Consider the following 23,400-nt stretch of genomic DNA (forward strand, 5'->3'; position numbering starts at 1 on the left):
AACATGACCCAACGCTCCTCCGCGCGCTCTGGCGGCGCGACCCGTGCCGCCGTGCGGCGCCCGTTCTCCGTTGCCCTCGCGGGTATTGCCATGGCTGTAGTGATGTGCGCCTTCCCGATGCTTTCGGCCCACGCCGAGACCCTCGTGGCTCCTCAGAATAGCCAAACCGCCCCGGCCCCGGCCCCCGCCCCGGCCCCGGCCCCCGCACCGGATCCTGCTCCCGACCCGGCTCCGGATCCTGCTCCCGACATGGCTCCGCCTGCAAAGCCTCCGGCGCCGGCTCCGCCCGCGCCGGTGGTTCCGGCACCCGTCGTCGTGCCCGTTCAACCCGGCCCGGTGGCGCCCGCGCCCGCCGCACCCGAGCCGGCCCCCGTGGTGACCGTCGAACCGGAACCCAGCATGGCGCCGTCGGAGGCTCCTGTGGACTCCAGCCCGGCGACCCCGACGGACACCCCGACGACGAGCAGCCCCTCGCCGTCGGCGTCGTCCAATTGGAATACCCCCATCCAGGACGGGCTCAAGGCCACCCAGGCTGCCGCGGTGAGCAATGCCAAAGGGCCGGGTTCGGACATGTTCGCTGTGATCGCCATTATGGGCGCCGTGCTTTTGGTGGCGGCCGGCGGCATTGCCTTCGCGTTGTGGAGCCGCCACCGCTTCACGCACTGATTCCTTCTTCCCATCCGGGGACCCTATTTTGTCGCGGCTTTGCGGCAAGATAGGTACGTGAGCACAGCAGAGAGCGAAACCGCAGTTCCAACGGAAGCCGTACGGGAAGAGTACGAAAACCTCGCAGACCTCGTCCGCAAGTACCGCTATGCGTACTACCAGGAAGATGCCCCGACGGTTTCGGACGCCGAGTTCGACTCCCTCTACCGCCGCCTCGAGGAACTCGAGGCCCTGCATCCCGAGCTCGTGTCCAACGATTCGCCCACGCAGGAAGTGGGCGGCGAGGTTTCGGCCGCGTTCGCGGCCGTCGAGCACCTGCAGAGGATGTACAGCCTGGAGGATGTCTTCTCCCTGGACGAGCTGGAAGCGTGGGTCCGCAAGGCCGAGGCTTCGGTCGACAAGCTCGGAACGGCGGCCTCCCGCATTGCGTGGCTGACGGAACTCAAGATCGACGGATTGGCAGTGAACCTGCTCTACCGCGACGGCAAGCTGGTGCGTGCCGCCACGCGCGGAGACGGCACCACGGGTGAGGACATCACCCACAACGTGCTCACCATCAAGGAGATCCCGCGCCAGCTCAGCGGCAGCGGGTTTCCGTCCGAGGTGGAAATCCGCGGCGAAGTCTTCATTCCGTCCACGGCTTTCGTGGAATTCAACGAAGCGCTGATCGAGGCCGGCAAGGCGCCATTGGCAAATCCCCGCAACGCCGCAGCCGGCTCCCTGCGCCAAAAGGATCCCGCGGAAACCGCCAAGCGTCCGTTGCGGATGTTCGTCCACGGCATCGGGGCCCGCGAAGGCCTCGACACCACGAGCCAGTCGGAGACGTACAAGCTGCTCGAGGAATGGGGCCTGCCGGTCAGCCCCTACCTGAAGGTCCTGGACTCGTTCGAGGAGGTCCTGGACTTCATCAAGCACTTCGGCGAACACCGGCACGATCTCCTGCACGAGATCGACGGCATCGTAGTCAAAATCGACGACTTCGCCACGCAGCGTGCCCTCGGCTACACCTCACGCGTGCCACGTTGGGCCGTTGCCTATAAATACCCGCCGGAGGAAGTCCACACCAAGCTGCTGGACATCCAGGTCAACGTTGGCCGCACGGGCCGCGTCACCCCGTACGGGGTGATGGAACCGGTCAAGGTGGCCGGATCCACCGTGGAAATGGCCACCCTGCACAACCAGGATGTGGTCAAGGCCAAGGGCGTCATGATCGGTGACATCGTGGTGCTGCGGAAGGCCGGAGACGTCATTCCTGAGATCGTCGGTCCGGTCTTGGCGCTGCGCGATCAACAGGATCCTCCCGTGCGTGAGTTCGTGATGCCCACGGAATGCCCGTCCTGCCACACGCCGCTGGCTCCGGCGAAGGAAGGCGACGTCGATATCCGTTGTCCCAACGCGAAGTCGTGCCCGTCCCAGCTGCGCGAGCGTGTCTTCCACGTCGCGAGCAGGGGAGCCTTCGACATTGAGGCTCTTGGGTGGGAAGCAGCCATCGCCCTCACCCAGCCCGCCGAACCGGAAACTCCGCCCCTGCGGAGTGAGGCGGCGTTGTTCAGCCTCACGCCGGAGGACCTCGCGGAGGTCCGCATCCATCGCGAGAAGCGCTCCAAGGGCGTAGGCACGGGAACGTTCGAACTGGTGCCCTACTTCTATTCCAAGGCCACCGCCAAGACCCCGTCCAAACCCACAGCCACCACGGACAAACTGTTCAAGGAGCTTGAGAAGGCCAAGACGCAACCACTGTGGCGCGTCCTTGTTGCCTTGTCCATCCGGCACGTTGGCCCCACGGCGTCCCGGGCACTGGCCACGGCACTGGGCAGCATGGACGCCATCCGTGCCGCGTCCGAGGAGGAACTGGCCAACGTCGACGGGGTGGGCCCGACCATTGCCGCGGCACTCAAGGAATGGTTTGCCGTCGACTGGCACCAGGAAATCGTTGATAGCTGGGCGGCCGCCGGGGTGCGCATGGTTGACGAGCGCGACGCCGGCATCAAGCGGAACCTGGAAGGCCTCACCATCGTGGTGACGGGTTCGTTGCCCACGCTGAGCCGCGACGAAGCCAAGGAAGCCATCATCATCAGGGGCGGCAAGGCAGCCGGCTCGGTTTCCAAGAACACCAGTTACGTCGTGGCCGGCGAGAACGCGGGCTCCAAGCTGGACAAAGCAGAGCAGCTCGGCATCCGGGTGTTGGACGAGGACGGGTTCAAGGCATTGCTCGACGGCGTCCTGGAACCTGCCGCTGGCGCCGCACCGGATGACGAGGGCGCCGCCGTCGCGCTAGCGGCCGCTACCGCTGCGGAAACGGAATCCTCCGAATGACGGCCGATGCCTTGGACCTTCTCGCGGTCGCCCGTGCGGCAGCTGCGGCAGGAGCGGAGGTACTCGCCGCCCGGCCGGCCGGGCCCAACTCGGCGGGAACCCTCGGCGTCGTGAACAAAGGCGACGCCGGCGACTGGGTGACGGCCTTCGACGTCGCGGCGGAGAACGCTGTGCGGGCCGCGATTACGGCTGCCCGCCCGCATGACACCATCACGGGCGAAGAGCACGGCACCACCCGGCCCGATCAGCCGAGCGGCTACCGATGGTCGATCGATCCGCTCGACGGCACTACCAACTTCATCCGTAACATCGTCTATTACGCCACGTCCGTGGCTGTCGCGGACGCCGACGGCGTCTGGTTGGCCGGCGTCGTCAACGCCCCCGCGCTGGGGCGCATCTACTCTGCGGCACGTGGCCACGGAGCATGGCTTGAGGAAAACGGGCAGCGCAGCCAGCTGAGCGGACCCCTGCTGGGCCGCACGGGACTGATCGTGGCCTCCGGGTTCAGCTACGATCCCGCCACGAGGGCCGAACAGTTCGCCGGGCTCGGCAACCTGATGGAGGGCTTCGCCGATCTTCGTCGGCTCGGCTCCGCAGCGTTGGATCTCTGCCTCGTGGCCGATGGAACCCACGACGCCTTCGGGGAACGCGGGCTCAACGAGCACGACTACGCGGCGGGCGCGTTGATCGCCGAGGAAGCAGGATGCTGGGTCCGCCGCCCACGGCTGACCAGCCCGCTTGACGGAGGCCCCACTGACGCGGACCGCCTTGAAGCGTGGACCTGCGCGGGAACCCTCGAGCTCTCGGGCAAGTTCCCGCTCTAAGGTCGTTCTGGGTGTACGGGTGGTCCTGGTCGTTCGGGGCGTTCTGGGCGTTCGGCTGCGCCAGCCTGGTGGAACCTTGTTCGACATGTTCAAACGCTCGCTCACGTATGTGGGGTGTTCCGCCGTCGCTCGCTCACTTGTATCTGAGCGGGCGTTGGGTGGAACGGTGATAGTTCGGTCACGGAAACGCTGCTTTGGCGTCCCGGCCCCCGCAGACCCGACTACCATGGATCAGTGCATTCGCAGATTACCGTCCGTCCCGCCCTGCCCGAAGACTACGACGCCGTAGCCCGTATCACGATGGCGTCTTACGTGACCGCTGGCTATTACGGCAGCCCGGACCACCCTTACTTGGAGAAGCTGCGCGACGTGGCCGGGCGCGCCCGGTACGCCGACGTTTTCGTCGCCGAGCGCGATGGCCGGATCATCGGTTCCGTTACGTCGGCCAAGGCCGGAGGCGATTTTTCGGACATTGGCCTTCCGGACGAACTCGAAATGCGCACCTTGGTAGTGGATCCGGAGGTTCAGCGCTCGGGTGCGGGACGCGCCCTCGTGCAGGCGGTCGTCGACCAAGCCCGCTCCATGGATGGCATCAACGCCGTTTCCCTCACCACGGGCGCAACGTGGGAAAGCGCCAACGCCCTTTACGCCAAGACCGGATTCGACAGGGAACCGGAGCGTGATTGGTTTGTTCCCGGGACCGACATAAAACTGTTCGTTTACCGGCAGGATGTCCGCCAGCCATAAAGTTTCCTCGTAAACCCCGGCTATCGGGCCGGGTGCGGAAACTGAGAAAGGCGCGGCATGCGCAAGACATTCGGCACGGGCTCGGTCTGGGAACAGACCCTTGGATATTCCCGTGCGGTCCAGGTGGACAACACGCTCTTCATTTCGGCCACGGCGGCGTCCGGGCCGGATGGCATCGTCGGCGACGACTTCTACTCGCAGACCAAATACATCCTCGAAAAACTGGGCGCGGTCCTGGCCGACGCCGGGTTCGACTACGAGGACGTCGTGCAGTCCAAGCTCTACCTGACCGACATCAGCAAGTGGGAAGACGCCGGCCGCGCGCACGGCGAGGTGTTCGGCGAGATCCGGCCCACCCTTTCCCTGGTCCACGTCTTGCCGTTCCTCGACCCGGAAATGCTGGTCGAAATTGAACTAGTAGCCCAAAAGAGCGCCTAAGCAGCCCAACTGACTCGCAGTAGGTGTCGTTTTGACGCCTCATAACGACATCTACTGCGAGTCAGTTGGGTTGGCGGGCCGCTCGGGGTTGCCGGGCTAGTTTGGGGAGAGCCGCGCGGGGACGCCGTAGCGGTGTTCCGGCCGGCCGGTGCTCCCGTAGCGCAGTTGGATCTCGACGGCGCCATCGTCGGCGAGCGAGGACAGGTACCGTTGCGCCGTGGCGCGCGAGACCCCCACGCGTTCCGCCACTTCGGTGGCCGAGTATTGTTCCCCCGGTGCCAAGGACTCCAGCACCGATGCTTCGGTCGCGGAACGCGGCTTTCCCGACGGCGCGACGTCACCGGCGATGAGCGCCCGCTTGGCCCGTTCGATCGTGTCCTGGTCCACGGCGTGCTGCCGGCCGAGAAGACGCCGGTATCTGGCATAGGAACGCAATTGCTGCGACAGCGACTCGGCGGTGAACGGTTTCAACAGATACGCCACGGCCCCGCGACGCAATGCTGTCCTGATGGACACGGCGTCGGACGCTGCGGTCAACATCATGGCATCCACGTCGAGTTGCCCCAGAAGGTCCAGGCCCGAACCGTCCGGCAAATAAACGTCCAGCAACACGAGGTCCGGCCGCAGGCTATGGACGGATTGCAACGCCTGCGCCGTGGATCCCACCGGGGCCAGGGCCAGGAAACCGGCCACGGAGTCCACATAGGCGGCGTGGAGCTTGGCGACGTGGAAATCGTCATCGACGATCAACACCCTGAAGTCTTCGCTCACGGCTGTCCTTCCTTGGGTTCGGTTGCAGGTCGTTGGGCCACGGGTGCGGGTACCGCTCGAGGGGCATCGTCCGGCGCGCCGGTCACCTTCGGCATCGTGGCCATGAAGACGGCGCCTGGCCCGCCAGGCGAGCCCGGGTCCAGGACGCGCACATCACCACCGCGACGGCGGGCGAGCTGCCGGACCAGCGCGAGGCCGAAACCCTGCCCACCCGCCCTGGCGATGCCGCCTTCCGCAGGCTCCGCCGTCGTGAACCCCTCCACGAAAACCTTTTCCGGATCGACGCTGCCTAGGCCGTCGCCGGAGTCAGCGACGACGATGTGCAGCGTGCCGCCGTCGGGCCCCGGTTCGTCAAGCAGCTCAAGCTCTACCCAGCGTTGCATCGAAGAGCCGTCGACGGCGGCGTTGACGGCATTGTCGATCAGGTTGCCAAGCACCGTGGTGACGTCCTGCGGTTCGGTGACGTGCTCCCGCACCAGGGTCTCCGGGCCGATCCGCAATGCCACCCCTCGCTCGTCCGCCTCCACGCTTTTCGCGCCGACGAACGCCTGCAAATACGGATCCTGGAGGAGCTCGGCTTGCTGCACGGGAAATTTCAGCGGCCCTGTGGCGGAGATCCTGGCGAGATAGTCCTTGGCCTGGCCGTGTTGGCCGATGCTCATGAAGCCGGCGATCGTGTGGAGCTGGTTCGCGAATTCGTGGCGCTGGGCCCGGAGCGCGGCGGACATGGTGCCCACGGCGTCGAGCTGGCGTGTCAGCTGCTGCAGCTCGGTGCGGTCCCTGAGCATGACCACCCAGCCGAGATCCTCTTTGCGGTGCAGCGCCTTGCGGGCGTTGGCAACCAAGACCCGGCCGCCCGCGACGATTTCCACGGCTTCGGCGTCGTGCGCAGAGGGTTGGGTGAGGGCCTTGAGCTGCGCCGGGACGGGTGCCCCTTCCCAATCGGTTCCCGCCGCTGTGGGAGAGCCGGGAGTCTCCGAGCCTTCCGGCATGCCCAGCAACCGCCTCGCTGCTGCATTGAAGACCGTGATGCGGCCATCGGCGGAAATGCCGATCACGCCGTCGTCCACGCCTTGAAGCACGGCCACTTGGTCGTGTACGAGGGTGCTGATCTCTTCGGGCTCGAGGCCCAGGGTCAGGCGTTGCAAACGGCGGCGGAGGAGGAAGGACGCCAGGACGCCGACCAGGAGGGAACCCGCCGCGGTCAAGGCGATGGGAACGATGTCCTCTGCAAGGCTTTGGCCGAGCGACTCCATGGAGTAGCCGACGCTGACTTCGCCCACCACGGTGGTTGTGGAACCCGGGGCGAATACCGGGACCTTGGCTCCCGCGGACGCTCCCAGGGTGCCGGTATTCCGGGTGGTGACTTCCTTCCCGGAGAGGGCGTCCGAGGGATCGGTGCTGACCCGTTCGCCGAGCCGCACCACGTCCGGGTGCGCCAACCGCAGGCCGGTTTCGTCGGTGACCACCACGAACAAAGCCCCGGTGCGGTTCCTTGCAGCCTCGGCGGCCGCTTGGATGGGGCCGGCCGAGAGAACCGTGGCGGGTGGGGTTCCCTGCTCTTTGCTGATGGCTTCGACCTGGGAACGCATCGCCGGATCCGAGGCCACGGTGCGCGCCAAAGTCAGTGCCTGGTTTTCTGCTTCCGTGCCGATCCGGCCGTAGACGAGCCATGCGTGCACGGTGCCGCTGAGCAGCACCACCAGGACAACGACGCCGAGCTGGAGGAGCAGGGTCTGCGTCGAGAACCGCAGGGCAAGCCTGGGCATGCTGCCTCCTTCCGGCGGGGAACGGCCGGCTGGAGCGGGGCAGCAGCGGCGCTGTACTTCGACGTCTACCTCTCCATTGAAGCATTGAGCACAATGAGCAAAATGCTCTCAATCAGCAGTATGTCGATCAAATCCCACAAACGCCTTGCTCTGAGCGTGGCCACTATACGTTCTGTATCGCGCATCACATCGACGTGATGCCGTTCACTGTAGTAAGGAGCCGGCTGTGCTGGTATTGCTTGGATTCGCAATGATTGCGGTGTTCATGGTCCTGATCATGACAAAGAAGTTGACGCCCGTTCTGGCGCTGATCATCGTTCCCACCATCTTCGGCCTGTTTGCCGGTGCCGGCCTCGGCATCGGAAGCATGGTGATGGACTCGATGAAGTCCATGACGTCCACGGCCGCCCTGCTGATGTTCGCGATCGTGTACTTCGGACTCATGATCGACGTCGGGCTGTTCGACCCGTTGGTGAGGTTCATCCTCCGCAAGCTTGGCAACGACCCCGCAAAAGTGGTCCTGGGCACCGCCATCCTCGCCGCCGCAGTATCACTCGATGGCGACGGCTCCACCACCTTCATCCTCACCACCGCTGCGATGCTGCCCGTGTACCTGCGCTTGAAGATGAGCCCCGTGGTCCTGACCTGCGTGGCCGGCCTGGCCAACGGAACCATGAACATCCTGCCGTGGGGTGGTCCCACGGCCCGTGCCGCCACCGCACTCAAGGTCGACGTCAACGACGTGTTTGTTCCCATGGTGCCGTCCCTCATCGCCGGCCTCGTCGTCGTCTTCGTGTTCTCCTGGCTCTTGGGCCTGCAGGAACGCAACCGCCTCCGCGCCACGGCCCCCGGGATCTGGGGTGACGTCGCCGACGCCGGTGACGTGTTCGACGGCGGCACCCGCCGCGGCGGCTCGGGCACCGGCGGCTCGGGCACCGGCAGCTCGGGCTCCGGCGGCAGCTCCGACGTCGTGGTCCTAGAACGCACCGAAACCTTGGTTGACCTCGCCGATGCGGGTTTGACCGCCACCGCACTCGACCCCCACCGCAAGACCCTGCGCCCGAAGCTCTTCTGGTTCAACCTCGGACTCACGGTCGCGGTGATGGTCATGCTCGTGGCCAACCTGGTGCCGCTGCCGTACGTCTTCATGGTGGGTTCCGCGATCGCCCTGCTGGTGAACTTCCCGAAGGTCAAGGAACAGGGTGCGCAGCTGGTGGCCCACGCGCCGTCCATCGTGGCCGTGGTCAGCATGGTCATGGCGGCGGCCGTCCTCACGGGTGTCCTCAACGGCACCGGCATGGTCAAGGAAATGTCGGCGTGGCTGGTCCACATCATCCCGGCCGAGATGGGTCCGTTCATGGCCGTCATCACTGGCCTGCTCAGCATCCCGATGACGTTCTTCATGAGCAACGACGCCTTCTACTTCGGCGTCCTGCCTGTCCTGAGCGAAACCGCCGCGCACTACGGCATCAGCGGCGCGGAAATGGCCCGTGCCTCCATCACCGGCCAGCCGTTCCACCTCCAGAGCCCGTTGGTCCCCGCGATCCTGCTGCTGGTGTCCCTGGCGAAGGTGGAACTGGGAGACCACCACAAGAAGGTCCTGTGGCGCACGGCGGTCATCTCCGTCGTCATGCTCGCGGTGGGCATGCTGACCGGAGCCATCGGCATCGGCTAGCAACGCAACCACGCAACGCGGGGTCACTTACGGCCCATTCGGGACCCCCGGATGGGCCGTAAGTGACCCCGCGTTGTTCGTCGTCCAAGCCACGTAGACTAGTCCGGAAAACCAATTGAACTTTGCAGGGGAGATCCATGGCTGCGATCAACCGTGACGACGTCGCGCATCTTGCGCGTCTGGCTCACATTGAAATGAGTGCCGAAGAGCTGGACAGGATGGCCGGCGAACTTGCCGTCATCGTGGATTCGGTGAAGTCCGTGAGCGAAGCCGCCGGGGACGATGTCCCGGCCACGTCCCACCCGATTCCGTTGAGCAACGTGTTCCGTGAGGACGTCGTGGGCCACACGTTCACCGCCGAGCAGGCGTTGTCCGGGGCCCCGGATTCCTTCGAGGGCCGCTTCAAGGTTCCGGCAATCCTGGATGAGGACTAAGCGAATGACTGAATTGAACAACTCCGAACTCATCCGCCTGTCCGCAGCACAGTTGGCCGCCAAGCTGGCCGCGCGCGAGGTCACGTCCGTCGAGGTCACCCAGGCGTACCTGGACCGGATTGCCGACGTTGACGGGCAAGTCAACGCATTCCTGCACGTCAACGCCGAAGAGGCGCTCGCCGTCGCCGCCGAGGTGGACGCGATCCGCGCCGCCGGCGGTGCCGAAGCCGAAGCGCTGCACGAGCTCGCCGGCGTACCCATCGCCGTCAAGGACCTTATCGTCACGATCGGCCAGCCCACCACGGCCGGCTCCAAGATCCTCGAGGGCTGGCACAGCCCCTACGACGCCACCGTCATCAAGAAGCTGCGCGCAGCGAAGATGCCCATCCTTGGCAAGACCAACCTGGACGAATTCGCCATGGGTTCCTCCACGGAACACTCGGCGTACGGCCCCACCCGCAACCCGTGGGACCTGGACCGCATTCCCGGCGGCTCGGGCGGTGGCTCCGCGGCCGCCGTCGCGGCTTTCGAAGCTCCGCTGGCCCTCGGCACGGACACCGGCGGATCCATCCGCCAGCCCGGCGCTGTCACCGGCACGGTCGGCATGAAGCCCACCTACGGTGCGGTATCCCGCTATGGCGCCATTGCCATGGCATCTTCGCTGGACCAGATCGGCCCGGTTTCGCGGACCGTGCTGGACTCGGCACTCCTGCAGGAAGTCATCGGCGGCCACGACCCCTTCGACTCCACTTCGCTGACGGACCCCTTCGACACCCTCGTTGCCGCAGCCAAGACGGGCAACGTCACGGGCATGAAGATCGGCATCATCAAGGAACTCCACGGCGAGGGCTACCAGGCCGGCGTCGAGAACCGGTTCAACGAGTCCCTTGAGCTGCTCAAGGAGGCCGGCGCGGAAATCGTCGAGGTTTCCTGCCCCAACTTCAAGTACGCGCTGGGCGCCTACTACCTGATCATGCCGTCCGAGGTTTCCAGCAACTTGGCCAAGTTCGACGGCGTGCGCTACGGCTTGCGTGTCCTGCCCGAGGACGGTCCCATGACGATCGAACGCGTCATGGCCGCCACCCGCGCCGCCGGTTTCGGCGATGAGGTCAAGCGCCGCATCATCCTGGGCACCTACGCCCTGAGCGCCGGCTACTACGACGCCTATTATGGTTCCGCGCAGAAGGTCCGCACGCTGATCCAGCGTGACTTCGACGCCGCGTTTGCGCAGGCCGATGTCCTGATATCGCCGACGGCCCCGACCACAGCCTTCAAGCTGGGGGAGAAGCTGGACGACCCGCTGGCCATGTACCTCAACGACGTCGCCACCATCCCCGCGAACATGGCCGGTATCCCGGGTTTGTCCCTGCCGGGCGGCCTGGCCGACGAAGACGGCTTGCCCGTGGGTATCCAGCTCCTGGCGCCTGCCCGCGAGGACGCCCGCCTGTACCGCGTGGGCGCTGTCCTTGAATCCTTGCTCGAAGAGAAATGGGGCGGCCCGCTGCTCGCGAAGGCACCCGTTCTCGGTTCCAGCTCCACCATCGCCGGAGGTTCCAACTGATGTCTACCGACGCCATCCTCAGCTTCGAAGAGGCCATGGAGAAGTACGATCCCGTCCTTGGCTTCGAGGTCCACGTGGAGCTCAACACCAAGACCAAGATGTTCTCCTCCGCCCCGAACGTCTTCGGCGACGAGCCGAACACCAACGTCAACGAGGTGGACCTCGGCATGCCCGGCGTCCTGCCCGTGGTGAACAAGACCGCAGTGGAATCCTCCATCAAGATCGGCCTTGCCCTGAACTGCAAGATCGCCGAGTACTGCCGCTTCGCCCGGAAGAACTACTTCTACCCGGACACCCCGAAGAACTTCCAGACGTCCCAGTACGACGAGCCCATCGCGTACGACGGCTACCTGGACATCGAACTCTCGGACGGCACAGTCTTCCGCGTCGAGATCGAGCGCGCACACATGGAAGAGGACGCCGGCAAGCTGACCCACATGGGTGGCGCCACGGGCCGCATCCAGGGTGCCGATTACTCGCTGGTGGACTACAACCGTTCCGGTGTTCCGCTGGTCGAAATCGTCACCAAGCCGATCGAGGGCGCCGGCAGCCGCGCACCCGAGCTCGCCAAGGCCTACGTTGCCGCGGTGCGCGAAATCGTCAAGAACCTCGGTGTTTCCGACGCCAAGATGGAACGCGGCAACGTCCGTTGCGATGCCAACGTCTCGCTGCGCCCGCACGGCCGCGAACGTTTCGGCATCCGTTCGGAGACGAAGAACGTGAACTCGCTGCGCGCCGTCGAGCACGCCGTCCGTTACGAAATCCAGCGCCACGCCGCCGTCCTGGACTCCGGCGAGCCGGTCATCCAGGAGACGCGCCACTGGCACGAGGACACGCGCACGACGACGTCGGGCCGGGCCAAGTCCGACGCCGACGACTACCGCTACTTCCCGGAGCCGGACCTCGTTCCGGTCCTCGCGTCCCGTGAATGGGTCGAGGAACTCCGCGCCACGCTGCCCGAACCGCCCGCGGCCCGCCGCAAGCGGCTCCAGGCCGACTGGGGCTATTCGGACCTCGAGTTCCGCGACGTCGTGAACGCCGGTGTCATGGACTCCATCGAGGAAACCATCGCCGCCGGTGCCAGCGCCTCCGTGGCCCGCAAGTGGTGGATGGGCGAGATCGTCGGACGCGCCAAGACGGCCGACGTCGACCCCTCCGAACTCGGCGTCACGCCGGAAACCATCGTGGAGCTCAACAAGCTCGTGGAGGGCGGCAAGATCAACAACAAGATGGCTGCCCAGGTGCTCGACGGTGTCCTCGCGGGCGAGGGCACTCCGGCCGAGATCGTCGAGAAGCGCGGCCTCGCCGTCGTGTCCGACGACGGCCCCCTCCTGGAAGCGATCGACGCCGCACTGGCAGCCCAGCCCGACGTCGCGGAGAAGATCCGCGGCGGCAAGCTTCAGGCCATCGGTGCGATCGTCGGCGGAGTCATGAAGGCCACCCGCGGGCAGGCCGACGCCGGCCGTGTGCGCGAGCTGATCCTGGAGCGCCTCGGCGTCGAAGGCTGACCACCCCGGCTCGCTCAACCGGGTCGCAGTTGTTGTCGTTTTGAGCCGTCAAAACGACAACAACTGCGGGGCCCACGCCGCCCGGGTTCCCTGGCCGAGCGAAGCGAGGTTAGGGAGGCGGTGGGGACCAGTTGGGTGAGGATCCACAGCCCTCACACAGCTTCAAGGCTCATCATGGAGTCATCAGTTCTTTGCTGCCCGCCCCTTTACCGCACCGGGGAGGAGCGGAGAAAGGATTCGGCTATGTCCACCATGACTCCGGGGGTTCGCAGGGCCCTCATCGCCGGCGGAATCGTCGTCGTCCTGGGCGGCGGTGGTGTGGCCGCAGTCTGGGCTGCCGGCCAGATCATCCCCGAGTACGTCGTGAGCGCGACGCCGACCAGCACGGCTTCGCCTGCCACCCCGTCGCCAGGGGCCACGTCGCCCGCCGCACCGTCGCCCGGCAAGGTCCGGCCGTTCCCCGTCCTTCCCCGCGGCGTCGCAGGACCGGGGATCCACGGTGAGTTCACGGTCAAGAACAAGGACGGCAGCTACACGACGCTCGTGACACAGCGGGGTACAGTGCAGTCCGTCAGCGATACGAGCATTTCCGTGAAGAGCGATGATGGCTTCACGCAGAGCTTCGCGATCACAACGTCGACCACCATCGTCAAGCTCCCCGCCTCTGGAACCGGCACGCAAGGCAAGAGGCCATCGCCCCAAACCATCAAGGCCACGGACCTGAAGGCGGGCGACACCGTCGCAGTCTCCGGCACGAAGAGCGGCACCACTGTCACGGCCACCCGCATTGTCGGGGGTACTTTGCCCGCTGCGTCCAACAATGGCGGCCGACGGCTCGGTTACGGCAGCGTCTCTTCCTGAACCCGCGCCTCCTGAACCCGCACCCGTTCGTCTGGCTATGATGCTACTACCGCCGGACCACGCCCGAGGTCCGGCGGCTTAGCCACGAAGGAGACGAATGCGCCCCACGATCAAGTCCGTGGCGGCTGCAGCGGGGGTCTCGACGGCGACCGTGTCCTATGTGCTTTCAGGCAGGAGCGGCAAGGACGGCAGCAGGAGCGGTTCCGGGGTGGCGCCAGCTACGGTGCTGCGGGTTCAAGAGGCTGCCCTCGCCCTCGGATATCGCCCCAACCAATCGGCAAGGGCGATCCGCACCGGCCGAACGAACCTGCTCATGTTGTCGCTCACCATGATCTCGGATCCGTGGGCCTTGGACGTAAGCCGCGCTGTTGGTAAGGCCGCGGCCCGGCACGGCGTTACGCCGATGATCCTGGCCGATACCGACTGGCGGGTGGCCCTCAAACGGCAAAACGCGGACGTGACGTTCATCGATGGCGCCGACGAGCCCGGGGATGTCGAACTGCTGGCGCAGGCGGCAAGATCGCAGCGCCTGGTGGTTTTCAGCGACACCATGGAACCTGAGGGATTCGACGTCGTGCGGCCGGTGGTGGGTTCGTCGTGCGATCTGGCAGTGGAGCACCTCACCGCCCGGCATCGCCGCGTGGCTTGCCTGATCTCCTCGGCACCTTCGATGAGCACCCTCGACATCCGCCTGGGCGCCTACACGCGCGGCCTTGCCAAAGCCGGTTTGGAGTACCGGGACGACTACGTCGAGGCGTACGACCGCGACGGACTCAGCGCGTTCGATGCGGCGTTGCGGCTCCTTCAGCGGGCGGACCGTCCGACCGCGATCTATGCGACCACCGACTTCGCGGCAATAGCCGCCATCCATGCGGCCCAACGGCTGCAACTCCGCATTCCAGAAGACGTCGAAGTGATCGGTATCGGCAACACCACCGAAGGCGAGCGCATGACGCCGTCGTTGACCACCGTTGGTCCTGAGGGCTTTTTCGATGGCCTGGCCGCATTCCTGCTCGACCGTGCAGAGAATCCCGATGGACCCGCGCGCATCCTCGAATTCCCGTGGAAGCTCATCGTGAGGGACTCAGCGCCCTCTGCGTGAAATCCGGGGCGCCCGGTGCGAGAACCCGGAGCCCCCGGTGCCGACCCGGTGCCATCCCCGCGGTTTGTCTAGGCGCGTGCCCGATGATCAGGCGATCCATCCTTTTTGCACTTTGATGACGTTTTCTACCCTAAAAAGTTAAGGAAAGATCACTCAGAATCTTGCCTTTAAACGATTAACATGATGTGATCGACTGCACAACACCAGTTGGGTTGGCTGTTCGCCGAATGCGGGCCCGCCCCCGAAGGACCGTCGGTCTTCTGACCAAGACATCGGAGAATTCTTATGAACCACAACGTGACCCGCAGGTCATTCCTTTCCTTTGCGGCTGCCGGCGCCGCCGTCGTTTCGCTCGCCGCCTGCGGCGGGAACAGTGCCGCAGGGGGTAGCGCAGCCAAGGCCGCCTACGCTGCTCCCGCGAAGGACCTGAGCGCGGAGCTGAGCTACGCCATCTGGGACGCGGCGCAAAAGCCCGCGATGCAGAAAATCGTGACCGAATTCAACAAGCAATACCCGAACATCTTGGTCACCATCGACGTCACGCCGTCGAAGGGTTCTGCCTACTGGACGAAGATCCAGACCCAGGCAAGCAGCAACACCCTGCCGGACGTCTTCTGGATGAATGGCCCGCACATCAAGCTTTACGCGCAAAACAACCAGCTGATGCCGCTGGACGGCTTGGTGTCCGGCAAGGCAGTGGATACCGCCAATTACCCGAAGGCGCTCGTGGACCTGTACACGGTGAACGGGGCCTTCTACGGGGTCCCCAAGGACTTCGATACCAGCGCGCTCTTCTACAACAAGGCGCTCTTCAAGGAAGCCGGAGTGTCCGAGCCGACATCCAGCTGGACCTGGGATGACGTGAAATCCGCCGGTGCCAAACTGTCCAAGTTCTACCAGGGCAAGGGCGTCTACGGATACGCCGGCGACCTCACGGGCGGCCAGACCAGCTACTACAACACGATGATCGAAGCCGGCGGGACCATCATCTCGGCCGACGGCAAGAAGTCCGGATACGACTCCGCCGGATCAATCGCCGGCCTCCAGTTCTGGCGCGACCTGATCGAATCCGGCGTATCGCCGTCGATGCAGCAATTGACGGACACCTCCTCAAGCGACATGTTCACGTCGAGGAAATTGGCGATGACCATGGACGGCTCCTGGACCGTCGGGCCGGCCCAAAAGGCTCTTGGTGACGATCTTGGCATTGTCAGCCTCCCGAAGGGGCCGAAGAGCAACCAGAGCGTGATCCACGGACTTGCCAACGTGATTCCCGCCAATGCGAAGAATCCCGCTGCGGCGCAGGCGTTCGTCGCTTTCCTGGGAACCCAGGATGCGGCCAAGATCCAGGCGGAAACCGGAACCGTCATCCCGGCCTTCAACGGCACCCAGGATGCCTGGGTCAAGGCTGTTCCCTCCGTTGACCTCACCGTCTTCCTCGACCTCGCCAAGGATGCCTCGCCCTATCCGGCGTCTGCCAACACGGCCGCCTGGAACGAACTCGAGAACACCTTGCTGCCGCAGGCCTTCGCCGGGACCAAGCCGGTTGCCGACGTCGCCAAGGACCTTGCCAGCCAGATGAACGCAGCGCTGGCCAAAGAATCATGAAAGCCCAGATCCTGACGCCGGCATCCAAGAGTGTCCGTGCCGCCCAAGCAGCGGGGGACCGCCGCAATGGAAAATCCAAGTCGGATGGCTGGTGGCCGTGGTTGTTCGTGGTGCCCACCGTTGCGGGAATCGGCGTGTTCTATCTTTGGCCGATCGTCCAGACGTTCTACTACAGCTTCACCAAGTGGGGAGTCTTCGGAGGAACCAAGTTCATCGGCCTGGACAACTACGTGCGGTTGTTCGCGGATTCCACCATTCCGCAATCAATCCTCAATACGCTGATCTATACGGTGGTCGTGCTGCTGGGGATTCCCATCGCGGTCATCCTTGCGTCCCTGATCGAGCGTCCCGGCCTGCGCTTCGCGGCCCTGTACCGGACGCTGTACTTCATTCCGTACATCACCATGCCGGCCGCCGTCGGGATCGTGTGGAGGCTGATCTACAACGGCGACTTCGGACCCATCAACTGGTTCCTGGGCTTGTTCGGGATCCAAGGCCCTTATTGGACATCGACGCCGGGATTCGCGCTGCTCGCCGTGGCTACCGTGGGTCTTTGGATGTCGCTGGGATTCAACCTCATCATCATCAGCGCGGGACTTCGCGAGATTCCGCGGGAGCTTTTCGAAGCCGCGGAGATGGATGGCGCCAGCCGGGTCCGCCAATTCTTCAGCATCACCGTACCGCTGTTGACGCCCAGCATCTTCTTCGTCACGATCGTCACCGTGATCAGCGGCTTCCAGCTGTTCGATCTGCTGTACGTGATGATGGGGAAGGCGAACCTGGCCATGCCGCAGACGCAAAGCCTCGTGTACATCTTCTACAACCAGGCCTTCCTGCAGAACGACAAGGGCTATGCGGCAGCCATCGGCATCCTGATCCTGGTCATCATCGCTCTTCTGACCGCTTTCCAATTCCGTATCCAGAAGAGGTGGGTCAACTATGTCTGAATCGATGCTCTCAACACAAAGCGGCGTCGAATCGCGACGCAGCGGACCGGTTGCAGATCCGCCTCAAGCCGGAGGCGCACCCGCGGGCCGGGACGGCAAAAGCCGCAGCACCAAGGGCAGAGACACCCCGCGCCCGGCAGGCAAAAACCGGGGCACCAAGGGCGCCAAGGGCGGCAAGCAAGGCTCGAACGTCCTGGCGCACTGCGTACTGGCCATTGGCGGATTGGCCATGATCTCGCCGCTCCTCTATCAGATCGTCATGTCGCTTTCGACGAACGCGGAAGTCCAAAGCACTCCGCCCACGCTGTGGCCCAGCGTTGTCCAGTGGCACAACTTCGCGGATGTCTTCACGTCCATGAACTTCGGTTCCCAGCTCTGGGTGACGGTGGCAATCACGGTCATCCGCGTGATCGGGCAGGTGCTTCTCTGCTCCATGGCGGGCTACGCCTTCGCGCGGATGCAGTTCCGGTTCAAAGGACTCATCCTGGCCGTCGTCTTGTCGATCATCATGGTGCCGTCGCAGTTGTTCCTGATCCCGCAATACCAGATCATCCAAAACCTGGGTTGGCTGAACAGCATCGCCGGCATCGTGGCTCCGGGCATCTTCAGCGCCTTCGGACTGTTCCTGATGCGTCAGTTCTTCATGGGCCTCCCGGACGAACTCGAAGACGCGGCACGGCTCGACGGCGCCAATCCGTTCCAGATCTTCTTCCGGGTCATGCTGCCTTTGGCAGCAAACGGTCTGTGGGCCCTCGTCATCATTACCGTGCTGTGGTCCTGGAATGACCTCTTGTGGCCTTTGGTGGTGACGTCGACGGCGAACGCCGCACCGTTGAGCGTCGGGCTTTCGAACCTCCAGGGTGAGCACGCCAACAATTACCCGATCCTCATGGCGGCATCGCTCATGGCCATGGCCCCGATCCTGATCATGTTCCTGCTCATGCAGAAGCGTGTCATGGCGGGCATCGGCCGCTCCGGACTCAAGTAAAGACCCCACGCAAAGACCCCACGCAAAGACCCCACGCAACAGGAAAGGATCGCAGCCCTTGACGGAACAGAACCCGGTCCAGCTGGACGGCTGGTCGTTCGTACTGGCGGACTCCTTGGAAAAGGTCTACCCGGACGCTCCACCACGGCCGTTCGACAGGACCATCCCGGTGTCCGTTTTCCCCGGCGAGACAGCGTCGGTCCAAGTGGCCCTCAGGCCGCCTATGAAGCACGGTTTCCGGCTGGCGGGGGCGTTGGAAGTTGCAATCGATGGTCCGTCGGCAGGGTTCGCCACCATTTCGCAGGTTGAGCTGGTGCCGTGTTCCTTGGCGGCATTCCCGCAGCATGACGACGGCTACGACCGGGACACCCCCGGACTGTTTCCAGACCTTTTGCGGCCAGCCCCGGATGGGTTGATCAGGCCCCTCTACGGGCAATGGACGGCTGCATGGATCGACTTCGTGGTGCCATCCGCCGAGAACGCCGGCGAGCACGGACTCGGGATCTCCGTGCGGGACGCCGAAGGCAACACGCTCTTCAGCACCCACATCTGCGTCACCGTGATGCCCGCGCAGGCCCCGGAACTGGAAATCGTGAACGCCCACTGGTTCCATTGCGACGGCTTGGCGAGCCACTACGGCGTCGGGGTCTTCGGCGAGGAGCATTGGTCGATCATCGATGCCTTCATGGGATCCGCGGCAAGGATGGGCGCCAACTCGCTCCTGACGCCCACATGGACCCCTCCGCTCGACACAGCAGTCGGGGGAACGAGGCTGCCCACCCAGCTGATCGGGATTCGCGAAGATTCCGGCTACCACTTTGATTTCAGCAAGCTGCTGCGCTGGGTGGGCCTGTGTGCCGAACACGGCATAGAGTACTTGGAAATCGCCCATTTGTTCACCCAATGGGGGGCCAAGGCAACCCCGGCGATCTACGTGGAGACTGCCCAGGGACTCGAACGGCGCTTCGGCTGGGACGTGCCGGCATCGGCTGCTTCATACCGGGAGCTCATGGCCGAGCTGCTGCCGGCCCTGCGTTCGTTCCTGGCAGAGCATTGGTCGCTTGATCGCGTCATTTTCCACCTTTCCGATGAACCGGAGGGCGCCGAGGCCCTGGCGGGATACCAACAGGCAAAGGCCATCGTCGCGGATCTCCTGGACGGGCTGACGGTGGTTGACGCCTTGAGCGACTTCGAGTTCTACAGCAGCGGGGCCGTGCCGAACCCGGTGGTGGCAACCGACGCCGTGGCGCCGTTCCTGGCGGCCGGGGTGAAGAATCTGTGGGTCTATTACTGCGTCGCCCAGGATACCGGCGTTGCCAACCGGTTCATTTCCATGCCTTCAGTGCGAAACCGGGTGTTGGGCCACCAGCTCTTCGCCCAGGAATGTGCGGGATTCCTGCATTGGGGATTCAACTTCTACAACACGGCTCATTCCCTGGCGTCCGTGGACCCGTTCAAGGACACCTGTGCCGGGGGAGCCTTTCCGGGCGGCGATGCCTTCATGGTCTACCCGGGACCGGACGGGGTGCCGTGGGAATCGATCCGTTACAAGGTGTTCGCCCAGGCCATGTGGGACCACCGGGCACTCTCGCTCCTGGCCCAGCTGGCCGGTCGCGAGGAGGCGCTGGCGCTCATCGATACGGACGGCTCGGGCGGAAGCCTCGCCATGGACAGCTTCAGCTACGACCCCCTTCATTACCGGAGGGCTCGCGAGCTGGTCAACCAGGGAATCGCGCAGCGCGTGGGTCAAACACACCAGCGCATCAACTTATCGAGTTAGGAAAGTACTTATGGACCTCAAAGTAGGCATCGTCGGATTCGGCTTGCGGTCGTCACTGTGGCGCCACGCGCATAAACCTGGCCACGGTTCGGAAGTCACGGTCGTGTGCGACCTGGGCGAGCGCGGCAGGGCCGATGCGGCCGAGAAGATCCCGACGGCGGTCATCACCGACGATTTGGACGTTTTGTTGGCCTCCGACCTGGACGCGGTCCTGGTCCTGACCCCGGACAACCAGCACGCCGCCGTCGCCGTCCGGACGCTCAAAGCGGGCATCCCCACCTTCTGCGAGAAACCGCTCGACGTCACGCTCGAAGCGGCCGACCTCATCCTCCAGACAGCCTTCGACACCGGAACGCGGCTCTACGTGGGCCACAACATGCGGCACATGCCGGTGGTGGTACAGATGCGAGAGATCATCCAGGCCGGGACCATCGGTGACGTCAAGGCAGTCTGGTGCAGGCACTTCGTGGGGAACGGGGGGGACTACTATTTCAAGGATTGGCATGCCCAGCGTGCCAACACCACAGGGCTGCTGCTGCAAAAGGGCGCGCACGACATTGACGTCATCCACTGGCTCGCCGGGGGATACAGCACCACGGTGCAGGCGATCGGCGATCTGGCCGTCTACGGGGACGTCGCGTCCCGTCGCGACAACACGGGGCGCCGGATGGGGGATTGGTTCTCGGTTGACAACTGGCCTCCCACCGAACAGACGGATCTCGCCGAGACGATTGACGTCGAGGACATCTCGATGATGAACATGGTCCTGGACAACGGTGTGCTCGCCTCGTACCAGCAGTGCCACTTCACCCCGGACTATTGGCGGAACTACACGGTGATCGGCACCAAAGGCAGGATGGAGAACTTCGGTGACGGCGCCGGCGACCAGATCCATGTATGGACCACGCGCACAAGCGGTTTCGCCGAGCCCGACCAGAGGGTCGAGGTCCGCGAGGGAGAAGGCGGCCATGGCGGCGCGGACCCCTTGCTCATCGCCGAGTTCCTGCGTTTCGCCAAGGACGGGGGAGCCACCGCGACCTCGCCGATCGCAGCCCGGGAGGCCGTGGCCGCGGGAGTGCTCGCCACCGAGTCCCTCCGTGGTGACGGTTGTTCGAAGCGGGTTCCGGCGTTGCCCGAAGAACTCGTGGAGTACTTCAACGCAGGCCAGCAGGCCCGGGTCCGGGAACTCTAGAGGCCGCGCCCAACTGGCTCGCATTTGTTGTCGTTTTGAGGGCCCATAACGACATTAAATGCGAGTCAGTTGGGTTGTGAGGTGCCCCCGGCGAGTTCGGTCATGACGGTCTGCAGTGCTTCGCACACCGTCATGACCGATTTCCGTTTCAGGGTTTCCGGCCTCGCCAGGATGTCGATCTTGCGCACGGAATTCACCCCCGCCAGTGGACGCAGCACCACGCCGGCGTCCAGGACGCGCTGGGCGGTGAACCGCGGGAGCAAACCTATCGCGCCGCCGTCGGCCACGAGCGAGGCCACGGTGGAATAGTCGTTGATGCGGTGCAGCACATCGGCAGGACGCCCGCTGACGGCGACGACGGCGGCCAGCACGTCGGCGGGGGAGTAACCGTCGCGGCTGGTCACCCAGGGCTGCCCGACGACGTCGGCCGGCCTGAGTTCGCGGCGCGCCGCGAGCGGGTGCCCGGCAGGCAGCGCGACGTCGAGCGGTTCGTCCGCGAGCGGAATCACGGCTACTTTGTCGGTGGGCCACTCGGGGCTGTGCTCCATCCGGTGCGCCAGCACCAGATCATAGCGCGCGGCCAGGCCGGGAAAGTCTTCCTGGGCAACGTCTTCGTCGGCGAGCTTCACGCGGGGAACGCTGTTTTCAGGGGCCGCGTTGCGGGCGGTGGTCAGCAATGCCGCGAGCGGAGCGAACAAAGCCTGCCCCGCACTGTGGAAGGCGCTCACGGTCACGGTCGAACCAGGCGAGTCGTGGTAGGCGCCGATGGCGGCCTGGGCGTCCGCGAGCGCATTCACGACGGCGGCTCCGGCGTCGGCGAGGACCCGGCCGGCGTCGGTGAGCACCAGGGCGCGGCCTTCCTTGCGGGTCAGGGGCACGTCCACCGACTTCTGCAGGAGGGCGAGCTGCTGGGAGACGGCCGAGGGAGTGACCATGAGCGTCTCGGCCACGGCCTTGACACTGCCGAGATCTCCTAGTTCCCTGAGCATTTGGAGCTGATGTACTTCCATTTAGCAAATGCTAAATCGTTGATTGAGAAAAACCTAGTTGTGCTAAACAGTCCGTGGGGCTTCAATGAAGTGAAACGGCACACAAACGGCCCAATCCCTTGAGTTAGGAAGACCCATGAAGGCTCTCTACAAGTCCGGTCCCCACGCTGGTTTCGAACTCGTCGAACGTCCTGAGCCGGAGGCAGGTCCCAGCGACGTCAAGATCCGCGTCATGACCACCGGCATCTGCGGAACCGACCTGCACATCCAGTCCTGGGATGCCTGGGCGCAGAGCATCATCGAGACTCCCCTGATCGCCGGTCACGAGTTCTACGGCGAAGTGGTCTCCGTGGGCGAGGACGTCCGCGACGTCAAGGTCGGTGACCGCGTCTCCGGTGAAGGCCACGTGGTCTGCGGCATCTGCCGCAATTGCCGTGCGGGCCGCCGCCAGATGTGCATCCACACGGTGTCCGTGGGCGTGCAGCGCGATGGTGCTTTCGCCGAATACGTCGTGATTCCGGAGACCAATGTCTGGGTCCACCAGGATCCCTCCATCACCCCGGAGCTCGGCGCCATCTTCGATCCCTTCGGCAACGCCGTCCACACCGCACTGAGCTTCCCGCTCGTCGGCGAGGACGTGCTCATCACGGGTGCCGGACCCATCGGGCTCATGGCAATCGCCGTCGCGCGCCACGCCGGTGCCCGCAAGATCGCCATCACGGACGTGTCCGCTCCCCGCCTTGAACTCGCCCGGAAGATGGGCGTGGACCTCGCCGTCGACGTGTCGAAGATGCGCGTCAAGGATGCCCAGCTCGAGCTCGGCATGCGCGAGGGGTTCGACATCGGCCTGGAAATGTCCGGGCATCCCACGGCCCTGCCTGAGATGATCAACAACATGAACCACGGCGGACGCATCGCCATGCTTGGCTTGCCCAGCCAGTCCATCGACATCGACTGGGGCAAAGTGGTCACCCACATGCTGACCCTGAAGGGCATCTACGGCCGCGAAATGTACGAAACCTGGTACGCCATGAGCGCCATGCTGTCCTCCAACCCCGAACTGCACAGCCGCATTTCCGCCGTCGTCACGGACAAGCTGTCCGCCACCGACTGGGAAAAGGGCTTCGAAATCGCCCGCGCCGGCACCGGGGGCAAGGTTGTCCTCGACTGGACCGACATCTAAGACACCGTAAAGTCCTCCCCAAGACCCCAGTACCAGGAGCC

The 23,400-nt window shown here is 64.8% G+C and carries 20 protein-coding genes; 17 read left to right on the forward strand and 3 right to left on the reverse strand.

Features of this window, described 5'->3' with window-relative positions:
* The first annotated feature begins 3 nt into the window (after positions 1-3).
* The 5 genes from OIT41_RS06365 (at position 4) to OIT41_RS06385 (ending at position 4,991) form a co-directional block, all read left to right on the forward strand.
* Positions 4-666, forward strand: a complete 663-nt coding sequence (locus OIT41_RS06365) for a hypothetical protein (protein WP_264637591.1) — start codon at positions 4-6, stop codon at positions 664-666.
* 39 nt (positions 667-705) lie between these two features.
* The gene (gene ligA / locus OIT41_RS06370; RefSeq protein WP_319801843.1) at positions 706-2,982 is read left to right on the forward strand and encodes an NAD-dependent DNA ligase LigA; all 2,277 of its coding nucleotides are present in this window, start codon (positions 706-708) and stop codon (positions 2,980-2,982) included.
* A complete protein-coding gene (locus tag OIT41_RS06375; RefSeq protein WP_241707927.1) occupies positions 2,979-3,806 on the forward strand; it encodes an inositol monophosphatase family protein in 828 nt (275 codons plus the stop codon). Before ligA ends, OIT41_RS06375 begins: the two co-directional genes overlap by 4 nt.
* 234 nt (positions 3,807-4,040) lie before the next feature.
* Positions 4,041-4,553, forward strand: a complete 513-nt coding sequence (locus OIT41_RS06380) for a GNAT family N-acetyltransferase (protein ID WP_241707926.1) — start codon at positions 4,041-4,043, stop codon at positions 4,551-4,553.
* Between the two features lie 57 nt (positions 4,554-4,610).
* Positions 4,611-4,991 (forward strand): RidA family protein, encoded by a 381-nt coding sequence (locus OIT41_RS06385; RefSeq protein WP_078105825.1) that lies wholly within the window; start codon positions 4,611-4,613, stop codon positions 4,989-4,991.
* A 96-nt stretch (positions 4,992-5,087) separates the two neighbouring features.
* Here the strand turns inward: OIT41_RS06385 and OIT41_RS06390 are convergent, their stop codons facing one another.
* Positions 5,088-5,762 (reverse strand): response regulator, encoded by a 675-nt coding sequence (locus OIT41_RS06390; protein WP_264637593.1) that lies wholly within the window; start codon positions 5,760-5,762, stop codon positions 5,088-5,090.
* The gene (locus OIT41_RS06395) at positions 5,759-7,531 is read right to left on the reverse strand and encodes a sensor histidine kinase (RefSeq protein ID WP_264637594.1); all 1,773 of its coding nucleotides are present in this window, start codon (positions 7,529-7,531) and stop codon (positions 5,759-5,761) included. Before OIT41_RS06395 ends, OIT41_RS06390 begins: the two co-directional genes overlap by 4 nt.
* 226 nt (positions 7,532-7,757) lie before the next feature.
* Here OIT41_RS06395 and OIT41_RS06400 point away from each other — a divergent pair, with 226 nt between their 5' ends.
* From OIT41_RS06400 to OIT41_RS06450, 11 genes are all read left to right on the forward strand, one after another.
* Positions 7,758-9,206 (forward strand): CitMHS family transporter, encoded by a 1,449-nt coding sequence (locus OIT41_RS06400; RefSeq protein WP_264637595.1) that lies wholly within the window; start codon positions 7,758-7,760, stop codon positions 9,204-9,206.
* A 137-nt stretch (positions 9,207-9,343) separates the two neighbouring features.
* A complete protein-coding gene (gene gatC / locus OIT41_RS06405; protein ID WP_078105822.1) occupies positions 9,344-9,640 on the forward strand; it encodes an Asp-tRNA(Asn)/Glu-tRNA(Gln) amidotransferase subunit GatC in 297 nt (98 codons plus the stop codon).
* Between the two features lie 4 nt (positions 9,641-9,644).
* On the forward strand, positions 9,645-11,201 hold the full coding sequence (gatA, locus tag OIT41_RS06410) for an Asp-tRNA(Asn)/Glu-tRNA(Gln) amidotransferase subunit GatA (protein ID WP_241707922.1): 1,557 nt from the start codon (positions 9,645-9,647) through the stop codon (positions 11,199-11,201).
* Positions 11,201-12,709 carry an Asp-tRNA(Asn)/Glu-tRNA(Gln) amidotransferase subunit GatB gene (gatB, locus tag OIT41_RS06415; RefSeq protein ID WP_078105820.1) on the forward strand — a complete coding sequence of 503 codons (1,509 nt, stop codon included), beginning with the start codon at positions 11,201-11,203 and terminating at the stop codon, positions 12,707-12,709. The genes gatA and gatB overlap by 1 nt, the downstream gene beginning before the upstream one ends.
* A 243-nt stretch (positions 12,710-12,952) precedes the next feature.
* Complete coding sequence (locus tag OIT41_RS06420; RefSeq protein WP_241707921.1) at positions 12,953-13,570, forward strand: hypothetical protein; 618 nt, start codon at positions 12,953-12,955, stop codon at positions 13,568-13,570.
* A gap of 97 nt (positions 13,571-13,667) precedes the next feature.
* Positions 13,668-14,672, forward strand: a complete 1,005-nt coding sequence (locus OIT41_RS06425; RefSeq protein ID WP_264637596.1) for a LacI family DNA-binding transcriptional regulator — start codon at positions 13,668-13,670, stop codon at positions 14,670-14,672.
* Positions 14,673-14,957: 285 nt separating this feature from the next.
* A complete protein-coding gene (locus tag OIT41_RS06430) occupies positions 14,958-16,280 on the forward strand; it encodes an extracellular solute-binding protein (protein ID WP_264637597.1) in 1,323 nt (440 codons plus the stop codon).
* A complete protein-coding gene (locus OIT41_RS06435; RefSeq protein ID WP_241707919.1) occupies positions 16,277-17,227 on the forward strand; it encodes a carbohydrate ABC transporter permease in 951 nt (316 codons plus the stop codon). Before OIT41_RS06430 ends, OIT41_RS06435 begins: the two co-directional genes overlap by 4 nt.
* Positions 17,220-18,215 carry a carbohydrate ABC transporter permease gene (locus tag OIT41_RS06440; protein WP_264637598.1) on the forward strand — a complete coding sequence of 332 codons (996 nt, stop codon included), beginning with the start codon at positions 17,220-17,222 and terminating at the stop codon, positions 18,213-18,215. The genes OIT41_RS06435 and OIT41_RS06440 overlap by 8 nt, the downstream gene beginning before the upstream one ends.
* Before the next feature lie 58 nt (positions 18,216-18,273).
* A complete protein-coding gene (locus OIT41_RS06445; RefSeq protein WP_264637599.1) occupies positions 18,274-19,995 on the forward strand; it encodes a DUF4091 domain-containing protein in 1,722 nt (573 codons plus the stop codon).
* Between the two features lie 10 nt (positions 19,996-20,005).
* Positions 20,006-21,187, forward strand: a complete 1,182-nt coding sequence (locus OIT41_RS06450; protein ID WP_264637600.1) for a Gfo/Idh/MocA family protein — start codon at positions 20,006-20,008, stop codon at positions 21,185-21,187.
* 65 nt (positions 21,188-21,252) lie between these two features.
* On the opposite strand, the gene OIT41_RS06455 is transcribed toward OIT41_RS06450, so the two are convergent.
* On the reverse strand, positions 21,253-22,197 hold the full coding sequence (locus OIT41_RS06455; protein WP_264637601.1) for a LysR family transcriptional regulator: 945 nt from the start codon (positions 22,195-22,197) through the stop codon (positions 21,253-21,255).
* 115 nt (positions 22,198-22,312) lie between these two features.
* Between OIT41_RS06455 and tdh the strand changes: the two genes are divergently transcribed.
* A complete protein-coding gene (gene tdh / locus OIT41_RS06460) occupies positions 22,313-23,359 on the forward strand; it encodes an L-threonine 3-dehydrogenase (protein ID WP_078105812.1) in 1,047 nt (348 codons plus the stop codon).
* Positions 23,360-23,400: the final 41 nt, after the last annotated feature.

This window comes from Arthrobacter sp. YA7-1 (assembly GCF_025960325.1).
Lineage (GTDB): Bacteria > Actinomycetota > Actinomycetes > Actinomycetales > Micrococcaceae > Arthrobacter > Arthrobacter bambusae_A.